Here is an 18299-nt window from a genome sequence, read left to right as displayed (position 1 = left end):
TATGCCTGTGAACGGAAGATGGAGGAAGCTGATCAGTTGTTTCGTACTTTTGGTTGTACTCGTCACAGCAAACGGACAAACAGGAGCGGCAGCCCAAAGCCAAGCGCCAGAGCGTGTGAACAAGGAAATAAGCGTGCCAGCGAAAATTGCCTTTACGAGTAACCAGCATTTGTTTGTGGTAGATGGACAGGATACATCCGGAAAGGTAAAGCAAATCACCAATGATGGCTTGGCGGAGATCGTTGGCTGGTCACCAGATGGCAAATGGCTGCTTTTTATCAAATATAAAGGCAACAACAATTACTCGACGCCGGGTTATTTGTGGTTGATGCGTGCGGATGGCGGCAAAGTCATGCAGGTCGACCAGAGACCTGTTTATGAAAAGCCAAAATGGTCGCCGAAAGCAAACAAGTTCGTGTACACCGTGAATATCGGCAGCAATGAAGAGCCGAGATTGCGCATGATTGTCAAAGACATCCATGATGATGGGACACTAGCTTTGCAAAGCACAACCAAAGCAGATTTCGCAGATTTTGCCTGGATGCCAAATGGTGAGAATATGCTAGTCTCGCTTCCTGCTGAAAAAAATAAGCCGATGACCTTGGCCTTGCGCACACTTGCTGGAAAGCCGCTCGCTGCCTACCCGATTGCAGAACCGCCAAAGGTCGAAGAAGGCATCTACCCGTGGGCAGCGACAGGCTTGAAGGTATCCCCGGATGGTAAATCTGTCGCCTATTTCGTACGGTATAACTCCGCTTCCTTGTCCGCAGACGGTGTACCGATTCAACTGTTTGATTTGACGCAGCCTGATCAAAAGCCAAAAGATCTCGGTACGGGCCTGGCGTACCCTGACTGGCTAGCTTGGACGCCAGATAGTGAACAGCTAGCTTTTATCGACGGCACTGACCGGATAGCAACGACGAACAAGCAGTTGAAGCTGGCAGATCGAGAAGGAAAGGTCCAGACGATAAGTCCAGGTCCTGTCGTGGTAGATACCAATCCGGTCTGGATTCCAAAAGCCCCGTACACGCTGCTTTTCACCAGGGGAGAGGCTAAGCCATATTCATACGACCCCAAAAAGGTCATGGTGCCGGGGCAGGGCATTTGGCAGCGCTTTGCAGATGGAGCTGAGCAGCAGGTGACAAAAGGAGAGGAGAATACGGCAGACTACTATCCTGCGCCATCACCGGATGGGAAACAGCTCCTTTTCTTGCGTTTGGACCGAGCAGAGCATGGCTCCCTGAACATCCAAGGGATTGGACAGAATGCGGACACACAAATAGAGCTGATTACAGGCATCACGGGAGACATCGGTTACTACGCCAATTATTTGCCACCGTGGGTTAGCGTCTATTGGGAATAGTTAGACTTTTTCAGCCTGCATTGACACCCGTCCTGAATCGTGACATAATTCTACATGACGAATGGAACCTTTAAATCCAGTCCAGTGAGGCTGGCAAGGGCACGGAATGATAAACAGGCGGGACTCTTGGTCCGGTCAGTTTATCCGAGGGCTTCTTGTCTCCTGACAAGGAGCCTTTTTTCGTAAGGTCCACTGTTCCCGTCGAGAAGGGGGATATTGAGATGATCAACAAAAGCGTTATTATGGATGAAGCGGCGATCCGCCGCGCGCTCACTCGAATCGCACATGAAATTATCGAGCGAAACAAAGGCGTCGAGGATCTCATTATCGTGGGCATCAAGACCAGAGGGATTTACCTCGCGCAACGACTCGTGGAAAGAATTGAAATGATTGAGAATGTGAAAGTCCCAGTCGGTGAGCTGGACATTACGTTCTATCGTGACGATCTTCAGCACAAGTCAGAAGATGCGATTCTGCAAGGCTCTCAGCTTCCAGATCAAATCACTGGCAAGACGGTGATTCTGGTGGACGATGTGCTCTACACAGGAAGAACAGTGCGCGCAGCTCTGGATGCACTGATCGATAACGGACGCCCACGCATGATCCAGCTGGCTGTCCTGGTAGACCGCGGTCATCGCGAGCTGCCAATTCGCCCTGATTTTGTCGGAAAGAACCTCCCAACTGCCCGAACGGAAATTGTCGATGTACAATTGGCAGAAGTGGACGTGATGGACATCGTGTCTATCCGACAGTTACTGTAAATCAAATACTCCTCTTTAAAAACGATCCCGTGAGGTCGGCAAGAGGCAACAGACTTCCCATGCCTATGGAGAAGCCAGCCTCTTTGTGTCCACACAAAGAGGCTTTTTGTTTGGAAGTAAGGCAAAAAACAGGGGGAAATAAGGGCATGAGCCAAAAAAATTATATCGACGTACACGAAACACCACATATTTCAAAACTGCTGCCACTGAGTATTCAACACTTGTTCGCGATGTTTGGCTCGACAGTGCTGGTACCGATTCTGACTGGGTTGGACGTTGCAACAGCTCTCTTGGCGAGCGGGATCGGAACGCTCTTGTTCCTGTGGATCACGAAAGGCAAGCTACCGAACTACCTCGGCTCTTCCTTCGCCTTCATCGGTCCGATTATCGTCGTGAGTCAGTCGCACGGTGTAGGCACGGCGCTCTTGGGTTGCTTCCTCTCGGGGATCGTGTACATTATCGTCGCCGGGATCGTGAAGAAAGCAGGGGTTAGATGGCTGGATCGGGTACTGCCGCCAGTGGTCATCGCATCCGTTATCGTCGTGATTGGACTTAGCCTCGCGGGTGTTGCGGTAGACATGGCAACTAAAGTAACGGTGGATGGTCAATCGCAAATGTCACTGACCTCCATTGAAATCTCACTCGTCACCATGGTTGTAACAGTTATTGCAGCAGTCATGCTGCGCGGATTCTTTGGTCTTATCCCGATCTTGATTGGTATGATTTCCGGTTATGTATACACGCTGCTGCGTCACCCTGATCTGATTCATTTTGAAACGGTAACAAAAGCACCTTGGATCGTAAGCTTCCAAGAAATGTTCACTACTCACTTCAAGTTCGCAGAAGTAACGAGCGCCATGGCTGATCCGAGCGCGTGGATTGCAGCACTTGTTATCGCACCAGTTGCATTCGTCACACTGGCAGAGCATCTTGGTCACTTATTGGTAACGAGCAAGGTCATGGATCGTGATCTGATGAAAGACCCAGGTCTGCATCGTAGCTTGTTTGGAGACGGGGTTGCGACCTCATTGGCTGCCATCATGGGTGGTCCGCCAGCAACAACTTACGGGGAAAACATCGGGGTCCTTGCAATTACAAAGGTGTACAGCCGAGTCGTAATCGGATTGGCAGCAGTTCTCGCGATCGTCTTCTCCTTCGCGGGCAAGATCAGCGCTTTCTTGATGACAATCCCTACTCCAGTGCTTGGCGGCGTGTCCATCATCCTGTTCGGTATCATTGCAGCACAAGGCTTGCGGATGTACGTGGAGCACAAAGTAAATTTCGCAGACAAACGCAACATGATTCTCGCTGCTGTGATCCTTGTTACGGGAATCGGCGGTTACAAAATCAGCTTTGCTGGTACAGGCATCCCCTTCCTGAGCGATATAACAATCGACAACATCGCACTCTCTACCTTCCTGGGAATCATTCTTCACTTGATCCTGCCAGGCAAAGCATCTGCGATGGGGGAAGCGCATCTCGAAGAACAAAAACAAATAGCCTAAACGTTCCCAATCCTTTAAATCCAGTCCCGAGAGGCTGGCAAGGCATAGAACGCTGTTTTGGCTGCCCGAAAAGGCAACATCTCAGCTTCTTGTCTCGCTTGCTTCCTTCCATGCAAAGCGATGCCAAGAAGCTTTTTTAATGAAAAAAGAACCGGAGGGATTCATGATGAACAACCTAGCGCACCTGATTGGCCTAAAAGATTTATCGAAAGAACAGATCATTCGGCTCCTCGAGCGTGCAGAGTACTGGGCAGCAAGACCAACTGAGCAAGCCGATATCCTGCGCGGTCGGTTTGTCGCGAATCTGTTCTTCGAGGCCAGCACCAGAACCCGCTTCTCATTCGAAGTAGCACAGAAGAGATTAGGTGCACATGTCTTGAACTTCATTCCGGAAACCTCCTCCACAGTAAAAGGCGAGACCGTCTATGACACGATCCGCACCTTGGAAGCCATGGGCGTGGAAGCAGCGGTCATTCGCACCAAAAAAGAAGGGCTGCTGCAGGAGCTGGCAGAGAGTGTAGACCTGAAGCTGATCAATGCGGGAGACGGAACGAATGAACATCCGACCCAGTGCCTGCTCGATCTACTTACTATGAAAAAACAGTTTGGCAAGCTCTCCGGTCTCACGGTAGCGATCATCGGAGACTTGCGCCACAGTCGCGTGCTTGGTTCTCACCTTCATGCACTGCCAAAGCTCGGCGTGAATCTCCTGCTCGCAGGCCCGGCAACGATGATGCCAACGGATATCCCGCAAGGTGTCAAAATCGTGGGGATGGAAGAAGCCGTTCAAACAGCAGATGTGGTGATGATGCTTCGGGTTCAACTGGAGCGTCACGCGGAATCCCTCTATTTATCGAAGGAAGAGTTCCACAAAGCTTACGGACTCACGCTGGACCGAGCCAAAATGATGAAGGCAGGCGCAGTCATCATGCATCCGGCTCCCGTCAATCGTGGAGTAGAGATTCATACGGATCTGGTAGAATGCGAAACATCCTTAATTCAAACCCAGGTGACCAACGGAGTCGCAGCAAGAATGGCAGTTCTAGAAACTCTTTTGAAAGGGAGCGAAATGACATGGGAATCATCCTTGGCAACGGCAACGTACTAAATCAGGTGGGGGAACTCACCCCGATGGAAATATTGGTGGAAAAGGGAAGAATCACAGCGATGGGGGAAACACTCGATCGCGAGGGACATGATTGGATCGATTGCCACGGCGGCATGATTAGCGCGGGTCTCATCGATGTCCACGTACATCTGCGCGAGCCAGGCTTTGAACATAAAGAAACGATTGAAACAGGAGCAAAAGCAGCCGTACAAGGCGGATTTACAACAGTAGCATGCATGCCAAACACACGCCCATCCATCGACAGTGTCGAGACAGTGACCTACATTTTAGACAAAGCGAGCGAGGCTGGAATGGCGCGCGTGATTCCGTATGGAGCGATTACGGTTCGCCAATTAGGAAAAGAGCTGACGGATTTCGCTGGGTTAAAAGAAGCGGGGATCTTTGCTCTGACAGATGACGGTGTGGGTGTACAATCAACAGCGATGATGAAGAAGGCTATGCAAAAAGCAGCAGAGCTCGGCATCTCCATCGTAGCTCATTGCGAGGACGAGGACCTGTTGATCCCGGGAGCGGCGTTACATGACGGGGTTGTAGCAGCAAGGCACGGACTCCCAGGAATTCCTTCTGAATCAGAGTCCATCCACGTAGGCCGCGACATTTTGCTGGCTGAACAGACGGGTGTACACTATCACGTATGCCATATTAGCGCGAAAGAGTCGGTACGTCTGGTACGTGACGGTAAAAGAGCGGGCGTAAACGTAACATGCGAAGTCAGCCCGCATCACCTGCTCTTGTGTGACGAGGATATCCCGGACAATCTGGATACGAACTGGAAAATGAACCCACCGCTTCGCTCCCGCGAGGATCGCGCAGCACTGATTGCGGGTTTGAAAGACGGCACGATTGATATGATCGCGACAGACCATGCACCTCACACGCAAGAGGAAAAAGCAAACGGGATTAACCGTGCACCATTCGGAATCGTCGGACTGGAAACAGCATTCCCGCTACTCTATACAAACCTCGTGCAAACCGGAGAACTGACTTTGAAAAAACTGGTTGAGCTGTTGACCGTGAAGCCGGCAGAAGCATTCAAGCTGCCATACGGACGTCTGGAAGTAGGCGCACCTGCAGACCTGACTGTGATTGATCTGGAAACGGAAAAAACAATTGATCCGAGCACATTCGCAAGTAAAGGAATCAACACACCGTTTACTGGTTGGGCGTGCAAAGGCTGGCCGACCCTGACGTTAGTAGATGGCAAGATCGTATATCAAAACGTGTAAAAACACCCTACAGATAAGAGATAAGCTTTTACACGACCATGGAGGAGGAGCATAAATGCGTGCAAGATTGATCTTGGAAGACGGAACAGAATTTATCGGGACGGCATTTGGAGCGACAAAGGAGTCTTATGGGGAAGTGGTTTTCAACACAGGACTGACTGGCTATCAGGAGGTTCTGTCCGACCCATCCTACTGCGGACAGATCGTCACCATGACATACCCGCTGATCGGAAATTACGGGATCAATCGAGACGACTTTGAAGCGGTTCGTCCATACATTCACGGCTTCGTTGTTCGTGAGCATTGTGAGGCACCGAGCAACTGGCGCAACACGAATACACTTGATGAATTGCTGAAAACATACGACATCCCGGGTATTGCGGGAATCGACACGCGGATGCTGACGAGAAAAATCCGCTATCATGGCACCCTGAAGGGCATGATTACGACCAGTGAAGCCCCGTTGGCTGAATTGGTTGCAGCTCTGAACGGCACGACTTTGATGACAGATCAAGTATCCCGCGTCTCTACGAAAAGCGTATTCAGCTGCCCTGGTACAGGTCATCGGGTAGTTCTGGTAGACTTTGGCGCCAAGCATGGAATTTTGCGCGAGCTTACTAAACGTAATTGCGACGTAGTCGTGGTACCTTACAACGTGACGGCAGAAGAAATTCGCCGCATTCAACCGGACGGCATTCTCTTGTCCAACGGCCCTGGGGACCCGAAGGATGTACCGCAAGCCGTAGAGATGATTCGCGAAATCTTGGGTGAATATCCGCTGTTCGGAATTTGCCTCGGTCACCAGCTGTTCGCACTCGCATCTGGCGCTGACACGACGAAAATGAAATTCGGACACCGCGGCGGCAACCATCCGGTAAAAGAGCTGCCAACCGGCCGCACATATATCACATCCCAGAACCACAGCTATGCAGTCAAGGAAGACTCACTGGCAGGAACGGAACTGGAAATTACACATATTGCACTCAATGACGGCACAGTCGAAGGCGTACGTCATACAGCGAAGAACGCATTCTCAGTACAGTACCATCCAGAAGCAGCTCCAGGTCCGTATGATTCCGGCTACCTGTTCGACCAATTTCTTGCGATGATGGAAACCGCTAAGGAGGAAAAAACTCATGCCAAAACACGCTAATCTGAAAAAAATCCTCGTAATAGGCTCTGGACCAATCGTCATCGGGCAGGCTGCAGAATTTGACTATGCGGGCACGCAAGCATGCGAAGCGTTAAAAGAAGAGGGCATGGAGGTAGTGCTGATCAACTCCAACCCGGCAACCATCATGACTGATACAAACATGGCTGATAAAGTGTATATCGAGCCAATCACACCTGAATTCGTAGCGCGTGTTATTCGCCAAGAGAAGCCGGATGGCCTTCTGCCTACACTCGGAGGTCAAACAGGCTTGAACATGGCTGTTGCCCTCGCAGAAGCGGGCGTTCTGGAACAAGAAAATGTGAAGCTGCTCGGCACCAAGCTGGAATCGATCAAGCAAGCAGAAGACCGCGACCTGTTCCGCTCTCTCATGAACGAGCTGGGCGAGCCGGTTCCAGAATCCGTCATCGTGAGCACGGTAGAAGAAGCAGTTGATTTTGCAAATGAAATCGGCTACCCAATCATCGTTCGTCCTGCCTACACCTTGGGTGGTACAGGCGGCGGAATTTGTGATGATGAAGAAACCCTCCGCGAGATCGTCGCAAGCGGATTGAAATACTCCCCCATTACCCAATGCTTGATCGAGAAAAGCATTGCCGGAATGAAAGAAATTGAGTACGAAGTCATGCGCGATGCCAACGACAACTGCATCGTGGTCTGCAACATGGAAAACATCGACCCAGTCGGCGTGCATACGGGTGACTCCATCGTAGTGGCACCTAGCCAAACATTGGCTGATCGCGAATATCAAATGCTGCGCACGTCCGCACTAAACATCATCCGTGCGCTCGGTATCGAGGGTGGCTGCAACGTACAATACGCACTCGACCCGCATAGCTTCCAATACTACGTGATTGAAGTGAACCCGCGTGTGAGCCGTTCTTCCGCACTGGCTTCCAAGGCGACAGGCTATCCAATCGCAAAAATGGCAGCCAAAATCGCAATTGGCTACACACTCGATGAGCTGAAAAACCCGGTGACAGGCCAAACGTACGCATGCTTTGAGCCTACACTCGATTACATCGTCAGCAAAATCCCACGCTGGCCGTTCGACAAGTTCCAATCCGCCAACCGCAAGCTCGGTACGCAAATGAAAGCGACAGGCGAAGTCATGGCGATCGGGCGGACTTTTGAAGAATCGATCATGAAAGCGATCCGTTCCCTCGAAATCGGCAGCTACCATATCGAGATCAAAGATGCAGATCAAATTAACGACGAAGAGCTGCGTACACGTTTGGTACATGCAGATGACGAACGCCTCTTCCTTTTGGCAGAAGCACTGCGTCGCGGTTGGACGATTGCGCAACTGCACGACCTGACCAAGATCGATCTGTTCTTCCTGCACAAGTTCCATAAAATGATTGCCTTTGAAGCGGAACTGGCAAAAGGCTTGACGAGCGAAAAGCTGTACGAAGCAAAACGCATGGGCTTCACGGACCGCAAAATTGCCGAGCTGTGCGGTGAGACAGAAGAAGCGGTACACGCAATGCGCAAGGAAAAAGGCTTTGTACCTGTATATAAAATGGTAGATACTTGCGCGGCAGAATTCGAAGCGCAAACACCGTACTACTACTCCGCGTATGAAGTGGAAGACGAGCGCATCGAGACGGGCAAAAAACGTGTGGTTGTGCTGGGCTCCGGACCAATCCGTATCGGTCAAGGTATCGAGTTTGACTATGCGACTGTCCATGCAGTATGGGCACTGAGAGAAGCTGGATATGAGGCTGTCATTATCAACAACAACCCGGAGACCGTTTCTACAGACTTCAATACTTCTGATCGCCTGTACTTCGAACCGCTGTACATCGAAGACGTCATGAACATTCTCGATGTGGAAAAACCAGAAGGTGTCATCGTACAATTCGGTGGGCAAACCGCGATCAACCTGGCTGACAAGCTGGCTGCACGTGGAATCAAAATCTTGGGTACGAGTCTGGAAAATATCGATGCAGCGGAAAACCGCGAGAAGTTCGAAGCATTGCTGCGCGAGCTGGACATCGCTCAACCACCAGGCAAAACAGTTACTTCTGTCGAGCAGGCAGTTGTAGCAGCAGAGGGGCTTGGCTTCCCTGTCCTGGTTCGCCCATCCTACGTACTTGGCGGACGTGCGATGGAAATCGTCTACAATCAATCCGAACTGTTGGAGTACATGGAAAAAGCGGTGAAGGTAAACCCTGATCACCCTGTACTGGTAGACCGTTACATGGTCGGGGTAGAAGCAGAAGTGGATGCAATCTGCGATGGCGAAAACGTCCTGATCCCGGGAATCATGGAGCACATCGAACGCGCAGGGGTTCACTCCGGTGACTCTATCGCGGTATATCCGCCGCAATCCTTGTCCCAAGCGATCAAGGACGAGCTGATCGACATGACCACGAAGCTCGCGCGTGCTCTGCAAATCAAAGGCTTGCTCAACATCCAGTTCGTCATCTACAAAGATCGCCCATACGTCATCGAGGTCAATCCGCGTTCGTCCCGTACGGTGCCGTTTCTCTCCAAAGTAACGGGTATTCCAATGGCGAACATCGCAACGAAAGCGATTCTGGGTCACTCGATCATCGAACAAGGCTTTACACCAGGCTACCATCCAGAAGAGTCGATGGTTTCCGTCAAAGTACCAGTCTTCTCCTTTGCGAAGCTGCGTCGCGTGGATATTACACTCGGCCCTGAAATGAAATCGACCGGAGAAGTCATGGGACGCGAGAGCACGCTGGCAAAAGCGTTGTACAAAGGCTTGGTCGCTGCGGGCATGAATATCCCGACACAAGGCACCTTGCTCGTAACTGTGGCTGATAAAGACAAGGAAGAAGCGCTGGACATCGTAAAACGCTTCCGCCACCTCGGCTTCAAGCTGATGGCGACCGCAGGCACAGCCGATTATCTGGAACAAGCGGGACTGCAAGTGACTCGGGTAAGCAAGCTGTCCGAGGGCACACCAAATCTGTTGGATGTCATCCATACAGGAGAAGCGAACATCGTACTCAATACACTGACAAAAGGCAAAACGCCACAACGCGACGGCTTCCGCATCCGTCGGGAAGCAGTAGAAAACGGAGCAGTCTGCCTGACATCTCTGGATACAGCTTCGGCTCTCCTGCACGTACTGGAGACGATCACATTCTCTACGGAAGCGATGCCAGCCCAGCGTGCTGGTGCAAAAGTGGCAGTAACCGTATAAATAAACCTGAGTAAAGAATAGGGGAGAGCAGTGTGCAACAACAACTAACCGATATTCGCGAACGCATGATTGTTGCGCTCGACTTTTCCACACTGGATGAAGTCAAGAAGTGCATCGAGCCCCTGCAAGGACATATTCGCTACGTAAAAGTAGGGATGGAGCTAGCTTACGCAGAAGGGCCAGCAATCGTTTCCTTCTTGAAGGAAAAGGGACTCAAGGTGTTTCTGGATTTGAAGGTGCACGATATTCCCAATACGGCCAAAGGCGCAATGAAAAGCCTGGCACGTCTCGGAGCTGACATGGTAAACGTCCATGCAGCTGGTGGCGTAGCGATGATGGCAGCAGCGAGAGAAGGCTTGGAGCAAGGGACAGCGGCAGGTGCTGCTCGTCCCCTCCTGATTGGCGTTACGATGCTGACATCTACTGGTTTGCAAACGATGAATCAAGAATTGGCGATTCCAGGTGCGGTAGAAGATGTTGTCGTACATTATGCAATGATGACCAAGCAAGCTGGCTTGGACGGGGTAGTTGCTTCTCCACTAGAAGTACCGATGATCAAAAAGGCCGCTGGAGATGCATTCGTAACGGTGACTCCGGGGATTCGACCACTGGGAGCGGATCAAGGCGATCAGACGCGTATCACCACACCGGAACAGGCTTTCCGCTTGGGCAGTGACTACCTCGTGATTGGACGTGCGATCACAGGAGCCAAAGATCCGGTAGGTATCTGGCAAAGCATCGTCGCAGCAGTGGAAGCAGATCGTTCATAAAGAATCCAGCTGGAGGGAATGAAGAGAAATGACGACAGAGACAACGGCTAAAAATATAGCAGCAAATCTTCTCGAAATCGGAGCAGTCCATCTGCGACCGGAGCAACCTTTTACATGGACGTCCGGGATCAAATCACCGATCTACTGCGACAACCGGATCACGATGTCCTATCCGCATGTGCGTCGTGCCATTGCAAGAGCATTTGCTGATTTGATCAAGAAGCAGTACCCAGATGCTCAAGTCGTGGCTGGAACAGCGACTGCTGGTATTCCCCACGCTGCCTGGGTAGCAGAGCTGCTTGATCTGCCTATGATTTACGTACGGGATAAGGCAAAAGGCCACGGTCGCCAAAATCAGATCGAAGGCGCACTAGCTGCTGGTCAAAAGGTAGTCGTGATTGAAGACCTGATTTCCACAGGAGGCAGCTCCTTGAAAGCAGCGCAAGCGGTGCTGGCTGAGGGTGGAGAGGTGCTCGGGGTAGCAGCTATTTTCAGCTATCAATTCCCGGATGCCCAAGCCCTGTTCGAGGAGGCTGGCATTCCTTGCTCCACGATTTCGAATTACACGGCACTTTTGGAAGCGGCAGCTGAGCAAGGTGTGATCACCGCAGATCAGGAAAAAGTACTGGGCGAATGGCGGAAGTCACCGCGTACATTTTTTGAATAATAAGCGATAAAGGTAGGAGAGTAGGGCGGCGTTTGTGCCATCCTACTCTTTTTTCGTTTCTTCGCGAATCACAATCTTGACCCCTTCGGATTGATAGAACTGAAATATTTCTTCGGCGCTCATTTTGAATGGAACCAAATCCTCTGGAAAATGAATACCCGGCGTTATTGTTGCATCTTCGTTTTGAGCAATGATTTTTTGTGCCTGAATAGCAGCACCTAGTGCCGTCAAGTGTGTCTGTCCGTTTGGATCGGTTATCTCAATTTGACGATTTACGATTGTCCCTTGTTGATCACGGCCTTGGATTTGAATGACAACATGGTGAGGAGATCCTGTGCCAGGATTGTACAATATTTTTTGCCGTGTACCCTTGCCCAGCAGGTTCCATATCCGGCTTTTTACCAATGAAACGAGTGCAAAAGTAGACAGCTTACTATCGAATGCGATGCGAAAATCAGCGGCTATGACATTTGGCGCTTTCACAACGTCATTACACACTCCGTTAATAAACTTAATCATTTAAACCGAAGTATTTTTGTTTTTCCTTATTTATGCAAGTCATAAAAATGTTGATCTATTAGGGTGCAAAAGAGAGAAAAAGCGAATGGACAGATGCAATGGAAAAGAAAAGTAGGGAATAGTAAGTGGGGTTACAAAAAAATCAAAGGAAGGTGCGTATACATGATCCAGGGAAATGGGAGCTTGAGCTCCCTCTTGAAAACAGGGAAAGTAAAGAAATTCATAGGTGCTGCATTTTTATCTGTCACACTCATGTTTGCTATTCCAAATGCGGGACTGGCAGTGGGCAAAGGTGCACACGGGCCAGACATTTATGTAATTCAGGGGATGCTGAAATCATTAGGCAGTTATTCGGGTCAAATCAACGGATACTACGATGATGTAACCGTGCGCGGTGTAAAGCATTATCAGAAAAAACACGGCTTGCCAGTTACAGGCTCTGTAGATAATCGCACATTCCAAAGCATTGTGTATTCTTATGATAGCATCAAAACAGGGAAAGGCGGCCACAGAGGCGGAAAAGGTCACGGAGGCGGAGCGGGTCAAGGTGGCGGAGCGGGTCAAGGTGGCGGCAAAGGCTTCGGTGGCGGCCAAGGAGGCGGAGCAGGCCAAGGCGGAGGCAAAGGCTTCGGTGGCGGCCAAGGAGGCGGAGCAGGCCAGGGTGGTGGCTTCGGCGGCGGAGCAGGTCAAGGCGGTGGAAAAGGCTTCGGCGGTGGAACTGGTGAAGGCCAAGGCGGAGGCAAAGGCTTCGATGGCAGAGCTGGTGAAGGCGAAGGCAGAGGCAAAGGCTTCGACGGCAGGGCTGGTGAAGGCGAAGGCAGAGGCAAAGGCTTCGATGGCAGAGCTGGTGAAGGCGAAGGCAGAGGCAAAGGCTTCGACGGCAGAGCTGGTGAAGGCGAAGGCAGAGGCAAAGGCTTCGACGGCAGAGCTGGTGAAGGTGAAGGCAGAGGCAAAGGCTTCGACGGCAGAGCTGGTGAAGGCAAAGGCAAAGGCTTCGATGGCAGAAATGGTGAAGGCGAAGGCAGAGGTAACGGAGGCGATAAAGGCAACGGTGGAGGAAATGGTAACGGAGCTGGAATTGGAAACGGCAACGGAAACGGCGGCAATGGCAACGGCAACGGCAATGGCAACGGCAATGGCAATGGCAACGGCAACGGAGGCGGAACGGGTAATGGTAAGAACATAGGTGACAACGAAGGCACTGGAAAAGATTAATGCTACACGAAAAAGAGCAAAGGCTTCGTCTCTTCAGGGGACGAAGCTTTTTTGTAGCATGGGCGTCTTTTTCACAATGATGATCATAGCCATTCTTCCATCTTTTCCTACTTTTCGTATTCTTCTTGCGAGACGTATGCATTATAATGGATTTGTCCGTGATACTAATCGATCGCTTGATGCAGGACGATCGCAGAGGATGAAGCAGATGACGAAGATTGAGATATTGAAAAGTATGTTGACCAGCGATCAGCGCAATGCGCCAGTGTGGCTACTATTAGGGTTAGAGCATGCTGAGCAGGGGGAACGTACGGAGGCACTACAGGCATTTACGCAAGCCCTTGCCTATGGAAATGAAGATATGAAGGAAAAAATAGTGACTGAGCTCAATAAGCTACAAAAGGAACCCCCATTTTCACGGACAATGAAAGGAATCAACCAACCGGATTCCTCAGCATATAGTACGATGTTTCCATCTAAGATACGTGTCATTGAAGGGGGAAAAGGAAAGACCACCACGAAGCCAGTTCAAGTCGTCGAAAGGGCCATGGGGTTTCGTATGGTTGGCGGGCTTGGGCGAGTAAAAGAGGCAATTTTACATAGACTCATTCAGCCCATTTCACAACGACTTTATCAGAAAAAGTTTCAGGCGGGAAAGGAGGGTACCGTTTTACTATACGGCCCATCTGGGTGCGGAAAATCTTTGCTCGCAAAAGCAACAGCAGAAGAATGCCAAGCGCATTTTTTATCGTATTCTTTCACAGGCGGACGAGATATTTATTCATCAAATAGCCAGCCGAACATCCATGATTTACTGGCAGCAGCTCCGGCCAACAAACCATTTTTATTTTTGCTGGATGAACTTGAAGCTTCCAGCCATTACGAAGAGCAGGCTACCTCTCCCAACAGACAGGGCTATCAGGCCCGTTGGCTTCAACAAGTAACGGAGGCAGGCGCGTACGACGAACGCTTTGTCTTAATGGGCGCAACCAATGTTCCATGGGAACTGGAGCCTGCGTTGCTCCGAGCTGCCGGTTTTGATCATTGGATTTTTGTGGGACCGCCAGATCGGCAAGCGAGGGAAGATATTTTTCGCTTGAAGCTGGAGGGACGTCCTTGCGATGTGCTTGATTTTGATCAATTGGCAGGATGGACAGAGTTTTATTCTGGAGCGGACATCGAATACGTGGTAGAGCTGGCAACTGAGCAGGTATGGCACGATATTATTACAAAAGGGGTCGAGCGTCCGATTCAGATGAGCGATCTGCGGGAAGCCATTGCAGCTACCTATCCAACGACCATTGAGTGGTTGAGGACATTGAAGGAACATTTGAAGCATACGAGTCATCATGGCATTTACGATGAAGTGTGGGACTACTTGTCTCTCCATAGTAGAATCTGAAAGCGTTCCAAAACCGAAAGACTGTCTGCTCGCCAGGGCTGCAGTCTTCTTTTTTTGGCATAAATGTTCGAATATTGACTCAATATAGTCTTTTTTGTACGCTTGAGTATAGGCACGGAACAGTTGCGAGAAGGTGAGGATACGCAATGAAAATCTATGATATATCACGTCCGTTATCAGCAGGCATGCCGACCTGGCCAGGGGACACGCCCTTTCACTATGTGGTAAACTGGCCGAAGTCAGAGAGTGGCTCTGTCAATGTTGGGAAAGTAACGATGAGTGTACACACAGGTACACACGTGGATGCTCCGTTTCATTTCGATGATGATGGCCGAAAAATGGCAGCATTGCCATTGGACCTGTATGTGGGAGCGGCAAGAGTGGTAGAGCTGTCCGGGCGTACCAGCATTGGCCCGGAAGATATTGAACAGATTGAACTGGAGGGTGTAGAACGCTTGCTGTTAAAGACGTTATCCTGGAACGAGCCCGAACATTTTCCGTCAACGATTTGCTATCTGCGACCCGAATTGCCAGCGTTTCTCGCAGAAAAGGGAGTTCGTTTGATCGGTGTAGATGTTCCTTCAGTCGATCCATTGGATAGCAAGGAACTGGCTGCCCATCATGCGCTTCACCAGCACGATATTCATATTTTGGAGGGGCTTTTGCTCGATGAAGTGGAACCAGGTGATTACGAACTGATTGCATTGCCGCTGCCGCTAGTGGAAGCAGATGGCAGTCCGGTGCGAGCTGTATTGCGTCGTTCGTGAAGCTGCATGTTGATAATGTGACGATTTTCTCGAATAATAACGGTGTAAACCCAAAAAAACATCATCACGGCTTGCGTATGAAGGGAATGAAAAAGTAGATGGAAGCGATGACCTTTGTCCTTTTTGGCGCGACAGGAGATTTAGCAAAACGCAAAATTTTTCCTGCGCTGTTTACCTTATATGTAGATCAAAAGCTACCTGCCGCATTTTCGATTATTGGTGTCGGGAGAAGGGCGTGGTCTGATCACGAATTTCAGGGATCTATTCACCAGTCTATCCAAGCGTTTTCCCGTCGAGTCGAGATTGATTCACAGAAGCTCGATGCTTTCTTGGCGGCTTGTCGCTATGCGGCAGTAGATGTAATGGAACCGGAGGATTATTTGCCGCTACATGATCTGGTACTCCAAAGAGAACAGGAGCTACAGATCCCGCAAAACCGGATGTTTTACTTGTCAGTGGCCCCTCAATATTTCGAGGGAATTGCTGCCAACATCAAGGCAAGCGGACTCGGTTCAACTACAGGCTGGAAGCGATTGATCATCGAAAAACCGTTTGGACATGATTTGCAATCCGCACAAGAATTGAACGACAAGCTGGGGAGGGCATTTACCGAAGAAGAGATTTATCGGATTGACCATTACTTGGGAAAGCCGATGGTCCAAAACCTCGAGGCACTCGAATTCGCCAACCCGATCTTCCAGGCGCTCTGGAACAATCAGTACATCGCCAACGTGCAAATTACGGCTAACGAAGCGGTCGGCGTCGAGGATCGGGCTGGATACTACGAGCATGCTGGGGCACTGCGCGACATGCTGCAAAATCACATGCTGCAAATGCTCATGATGATCGCCATGCAACTCCCGAAGCGGATCACGTCCACACATATTCGCGAAGAAAAGCGCAAGGCGATGGCAGCCGTTCGTCCGATGAAGAAAGAAGAGGTCAGCAATCATGTAGTTCGCGGACAGTATCATGCAGGACATATTCACGGTACACCCGTTGTTGGATACAGGGACGAGCCTGGTGTCGATCCGGTTTCCATGACGGAAACGTATGTTGCTACGCGTGTCTGGATCGATGACCCGTTTTGGCAGGGGGTACCCTTTTATATTCGCACAGGAAAAAGACTGCAAGAAAAATCAACCAAAATCGTCATTGAGTTCAAAAATCCGCACGAGAAGCTGTACCAGGAGCAAAATGAAACGACATCTCCTAATCTGTTGATCATCAGCGTAAACCCGTACGAAGGTATCGCCTTGCAAGTGAATAGAAAGAATCCGACAAATAGCGGTAAAATTGAGCCGGTGACAGTAGATTTTAGTGTGGGGACAAAAGACGTGCCAGAAGCGTACGAGCTGCTTTTGTCTGATGCTTTGCGGGGAGACCCCACCTACTTTGCGCATTGGGACGAGGTTCGGCTTTCTTGGGAGTGGGTTACACCGATCTTGGAAGCATTTGCTGAAAATCTCGTACCGCTCTTTACGTACGAAGCTGGTTCATATGGACCGAAGGCCGCAGAGCGATTGCTGGAAGCAGACGGATTCCAATGGTGGCTGGATAAAGTGGAGGAACGAGTGCCAGTATCTGCAACGAGATAGACCAAAAAATAAGAGGGAGCGAATCAGATGCGATTTGGCGTAATCGGAACGAACTGGATTACAGAAGAGTTTATCCAGGCAGGTCAAGAGGTTGAAGGTTTTTCTCTTCAGGCTGTTTATTCACGTACCATCGAACGCGCCAAGGAATTCGCGGATAAGTACAATGCTCCATACTTCTACCACAGCATAGAAGAAATGGCGTCCAGTCAGCTAATCGATGCCGTCTATATAGCCAGCCCCAACTCATGCCACGCTGAGCAAGCGATCCAGTGCATGAATGCGGGGCTGCACGTATTGTGTGAAAAGCCACTGGCTTCCAATACAAATGAGGTAGAAGCCATGATCGAAGCTTCGAGGAAAAATGACGTACTGCTCATGGAGGCTGTCAAATCTACACTGATACCGAACTTTTTTGCGATTCAAGATAACCTGCACAAACTGGGGAAAATACGTCGCTTCATTGCTAGCAATTGTCAATATTCTTCGCGTTATGATGCTTACCGGGAAGGGGAGGTCCTTCGTGCTTTTGATCCTGCCTTTTCAAACGGAGCCTTGATGGACATTGGTATCTATTGCTTGTACCCGTTACTCATCCTTTTTGGGAAGCCAAACGAAATCAAGGCAGAAGGAATCGTGCTTGATTCGGGAGTAGACGGCGAAGGCAGCATTCTTTTGAAATATACGGAGATGGATGCGATCATCAGCTTCTCAAAAATTACGACCTCCTATCAGCCTGCAGAAATCCAAGGGGAGGACGCTACGATGGTGATCGATCGCATCAACCATCTGAAGGAAGTGGACATTCGTTACAGGGACGGACGTATCGAGCAAGTGACAAGGCCTCAGACTCCTAAGACGATGCACTATGAAATCAGAGAATTTCTTCAGCTAGCAAGTTCAGGGGCCAGACAATCGTCAACTAACTCGCATGAAATTTCGAAATGGACCATGCAAGTCATGGACGAAGTGAGAAGACAGATGGGCGTTATTTTTCCAGCTGATCGTAAACAGTAGACATAGGGGAGGCG

General features: G+C 50.2%; 15 protein-coding genes. 14 read left to right on the top strand and 1 reads right to left on the bottom strand.

All coding sequences use genetic code 11. The features are described from left to right. Nucleotide 1 precedes the first annotated feature (1 nt). The 9 genes from AB1L17_RS18895 to pyrE all read left to right on the top strand — a co-directional run bounded on the left by AB1L17_RS18895 (nucleotide 2) and on the right by pyrE (nucleotide 11770). Nucleotides 2-1363 carry a TolB family protein gene (locus AB1L17_RS18895; RefSeq protein WP_412846633.1) on the top strand — a complete coding sequence of 454 codons (1362 nt, stop codon included), beginning with the start codon at nucleotides 2-4 and terminating at the stop codon, nucleotides 1361-1363. Nucleotides 1364-1584: 221 nt separating this feature from the next. Next, nucleotides 1585-2124, top strand: coding sequence for a bifunctional pyr operon transcriptional regulator/uracil phosphoribosyltransferase PyrR (gene pyrR, locus AB1L17_RS18890; protein ID WP_412846632.1), 540 nt, complete (start codon nucleotides 1585-1587; stop codon nucleotides 2122-2124). 146 nt (nucleotides 2125-2270) lie between these two features. Continuing rightward, nucleotides 2271-3629: a solute carrier family 23 protein gene (locus AB1L17_RS18885; protein ID WP_412846631.1), complete on the top strand. Its 1359-nt coding sequence runs from the start codon at nucleotides 2271-2273 to the stop codon at nucleotides 3627-3629. A gap of 166 nt (nucleotides 3630-3795) precedes the next feature. Next, the gene (locus AB1L17_RS18880) at nucleotides 3796-4737 is read left to right on the top strand and encodes an aspartate carbamoyltransferase catalytic subunit (protein WP_412846704.1); all 942 of its coding nucleotides are present in this window, start codon (nucleotides 3796-3798) and stop codon (nucleotides 4735-4737) included. Continuing rightward, a complete protein-coding gene (pyrC, locus tag AB1L17_RS18875; RefSeq protein WP_412846630.1) occupies nucleotides 4704-5984 on the top strand; it encodes a dihydroorotase in 1281 nt (426 codons plus the stop codon). Before AB1L17_RS18880 ends, pyrC begins: the two co-directional genes overlap by 34 nt. A 55-nt stretch (nucleotides 5985-6039) precedes the next feature. Next, on the top strand, nucleotides 6040-7137 hold the full coding sequence (locus tag AB1L17_RS18870; RefSeq protein ID WP_412846629.1) for a carbamoyl phosphate synthase small subunit: 1098 nt from the start codon (nucleotides 6040-6042) through the stop codon (nucleotides 7135-7137). Further along, nucleotides 7121-10333 (top strand): carbamoyl-phosphate synthase large subunit, encoded by a 3213-nt coding sequence (carB, locus tag AB1L17_RS18865; protein ID WP_412846628.1) that lies wholly within the window; start codon nucleotides 7121-7123, stop codon nucleotides 10331-10333. The genes AB1L17_RS18870 and carB overlap by 17 nt, the downstream gene beginning before the upstream one ends. A 32-nt stretch (nucleotides 10334-10365) precedes the next feature. After that, nucleotides 10366-11103, top strand: a complete 738-nt coding sequence (gene pyrF, locus AB1L17_RS18860; RefSeq protein WP_412846627.1) for an orotidine-5'-phosphate decarboxylase — start codon at nucleotides 10366-10368, stop codon at nucleotides 11101-11103. Nucleotides 11104-11131: 28 nt separating this feature from the next. Then, nucleotides 11132-11770 (top strand): orotate phosphoribosyltransferase, encoded by a 639-nt coding sequence (gene pyrE, locus AB1L17_RS18855; RefSeq protein WP_412846626.1) that lies wholly within the window; start codon nucleotides 11132-11134, stop codon nucleotides 11768-11770. Nucleotides 11771-11812: 42 nt separating this feature from the next. Here pyrE and AB1L17_RS18850 read toward each other — a convergent pair whose 3' ends face one another. Continuing rightward, on the bottom strand, nucleotides 11813-12253 hold the full coding sequence (locus AB1L17_RS18850) for a saccharopine dehydrogenase family protein (protein WP_412846624.1): 441 nt from the start codon (nucleotides 12251-12253) through the stop codon (nucleotides 11813-11815). 198 nt (nucleotides 12254-12451) lie between these two features. On the opposite strand from AB1L17_RS18850, the gene AB1L17_RS18845 reads away from it, so the two are divergent. The 5 genes from AB1L17_RS18845 to AB1L17_RS18825 all read left to right on the top strand — a co-directional run bounded on the left by AB1L17_RS18845 (nucleotide 12452) and on the right by AB1L17_RS18825 (nucleotide 18285). Next, entirely contained in the window at nucleotides 12452-13504 is a 1053-nt protein-coding gene (locus AB1L17_RS18845) for a peptidoglycan-binding domain-containing protein (protein WP_412846623.1), read from the top strand. 208 nt (nucleotides 13505-13712) lie between these two features. Further along, nucleotides 13713-14906 carry an ATP-binding protein gene (locus tag AB1L17_RS18840; protein ID WP_412846621.1) on the top strand — a complete coding sequence of 398 codons (1194 nt, stop codon included), beginning with the start codon at nucleotides 13713-13715 and terminating at the stop codon, nucleotides 14904-14906. Nucleotides 14907-15052: 146 nt separating this feature from the next. Next, nucleotides 15053-15673, top strand: coding sequence for an arylformamidase (kynB, locus tag AB1L17_RS18835; protein WP_412846620.1), 621 nt, complete (start codon nucleotides 15053-15055; stop codon nucleotides 15671-15673). Between the two features lie 98 nt (nucleotides 15674-15771). Next, nucleotides 15772-17271 (top strand): glucose-6-phosphate dehydrogenase, encoded by a 1500-nt coding sequence (gene zwf, locus AB1L17_RS18830; RefSeq protein WP_412846619.1) that lies wholly within the window; start codon nucleotides 15772-15774, stop codon nucleotides 17269-17271. Nucleotides 17272-17298: 27 nt separating this feature from the next. Further along, nucleotides 17299-18285 carry a Gfo/Idh/MocA family protein gene (locus AB1L17_RS18825; protein ID WP_412846618.1) on the top strand — a complete coding sequence of 329 codons (987 nt, stop codon included), beginning with the start codon at nucleotides 17299-17301 and terminating at the stop codon, nucleotides 18283-18285. Nucleotides 18286-18299: the final 14 nt, after the last annotated feature.

The organism is Brevibacillus jepli (genome assembly GCF_047229145.1).
Classification (GTDB): Bacteria; Bacillota; Bacilli; order Brevibacillales; family Brevibacillaceae; genus Brevibacillus.
This window is presented reverse-complemented; position numbering and strand designations above follow the sequence as displayed.

Coding starts and splice junctions, on each gene's coding strand:
- AB1L17_RS18895 (WP_412846633.1), top strand. CDS start 2: ATGCCTGTGAACGGAAGATGGAGGAAGCTGATCAGTTGTTTCGTACTT.
- pyrR (WP_412846632.1), top strand. CDS start 1,585: ATGATCAACAAAAGCGTTATTATGGATGAAGCGGCGATCCGCCGCGCG.
- AB1L17_RS18885 (WP_412846631.1), top strand. CDS start 2,271: ATGAGCCAAAAAAATTATATCGACGTACACGAAACACCACATATTTCA.
- AB1L17_RS18880 (WP_412846704.1), top strand. CDS start 3,796: ATGAACAACCTAGCGCACCTGATTGGCCTAAAAGATTTATCGAAAGAA.
- pyrC (WP_412846630.1), top strand. CDS start 4,704: ATGGGAATCATCCTTGGCAACGGCAACGTACTAAATCAGGTGGGGGAA.
- AB1L17_RS18870 (WP_412846629.1), top strand. CDS start 6,040: ATGCGTGCAAGATTGATCTTGGAAGACGGAACAGAATTTATCGGGACG.
- carB (WP_412846628.1), top strand. CDS start 7,121: ATGCCAAAACACGCTAATCTGAAAAAAATCCTCGTAATAGGCTCTGGA.
- pyrE (WP_412846626.1), top strand. CDS start 11,132: ATGACGACAGAGACAACGGCTAAAAATATAGCAGCAAATCTTCTCGAA.
- AB1L17_RS18845 (WP_412846623.1), top strand. CDS start 12,452: ATGATCCAGGGAAATGGGAGCTTGAGCTCCCTCTTGAAAACAGGGAAA.
- AB1L17_RS18840 (WP_412846621.1), top strand. CDS start 13,713: ATGACGAAGATTGAGATATTGAAAAGTATGTTGACCAGCGATCAGCGC.
- kynB (WP_412846620.1), top strand. CDS start 15,053: ATGAAAATCTATGATATATCACGTCCGTTATCAGCAGGCATGCCGACC.
- zwf (WP_412846619.1), top strand. CDS start 15,772: ATGGAAGCGATGACCTTTGTCCTTTTTGGCGCGACAGGAGATTTAGCA.
- AB1L17_RS18825 (WP_412846618.1), top strand. CDS start 17,299: ATGCGATTTGGCGTAATCGGAACGAACTGGATTACAGAAGAGTTTATC.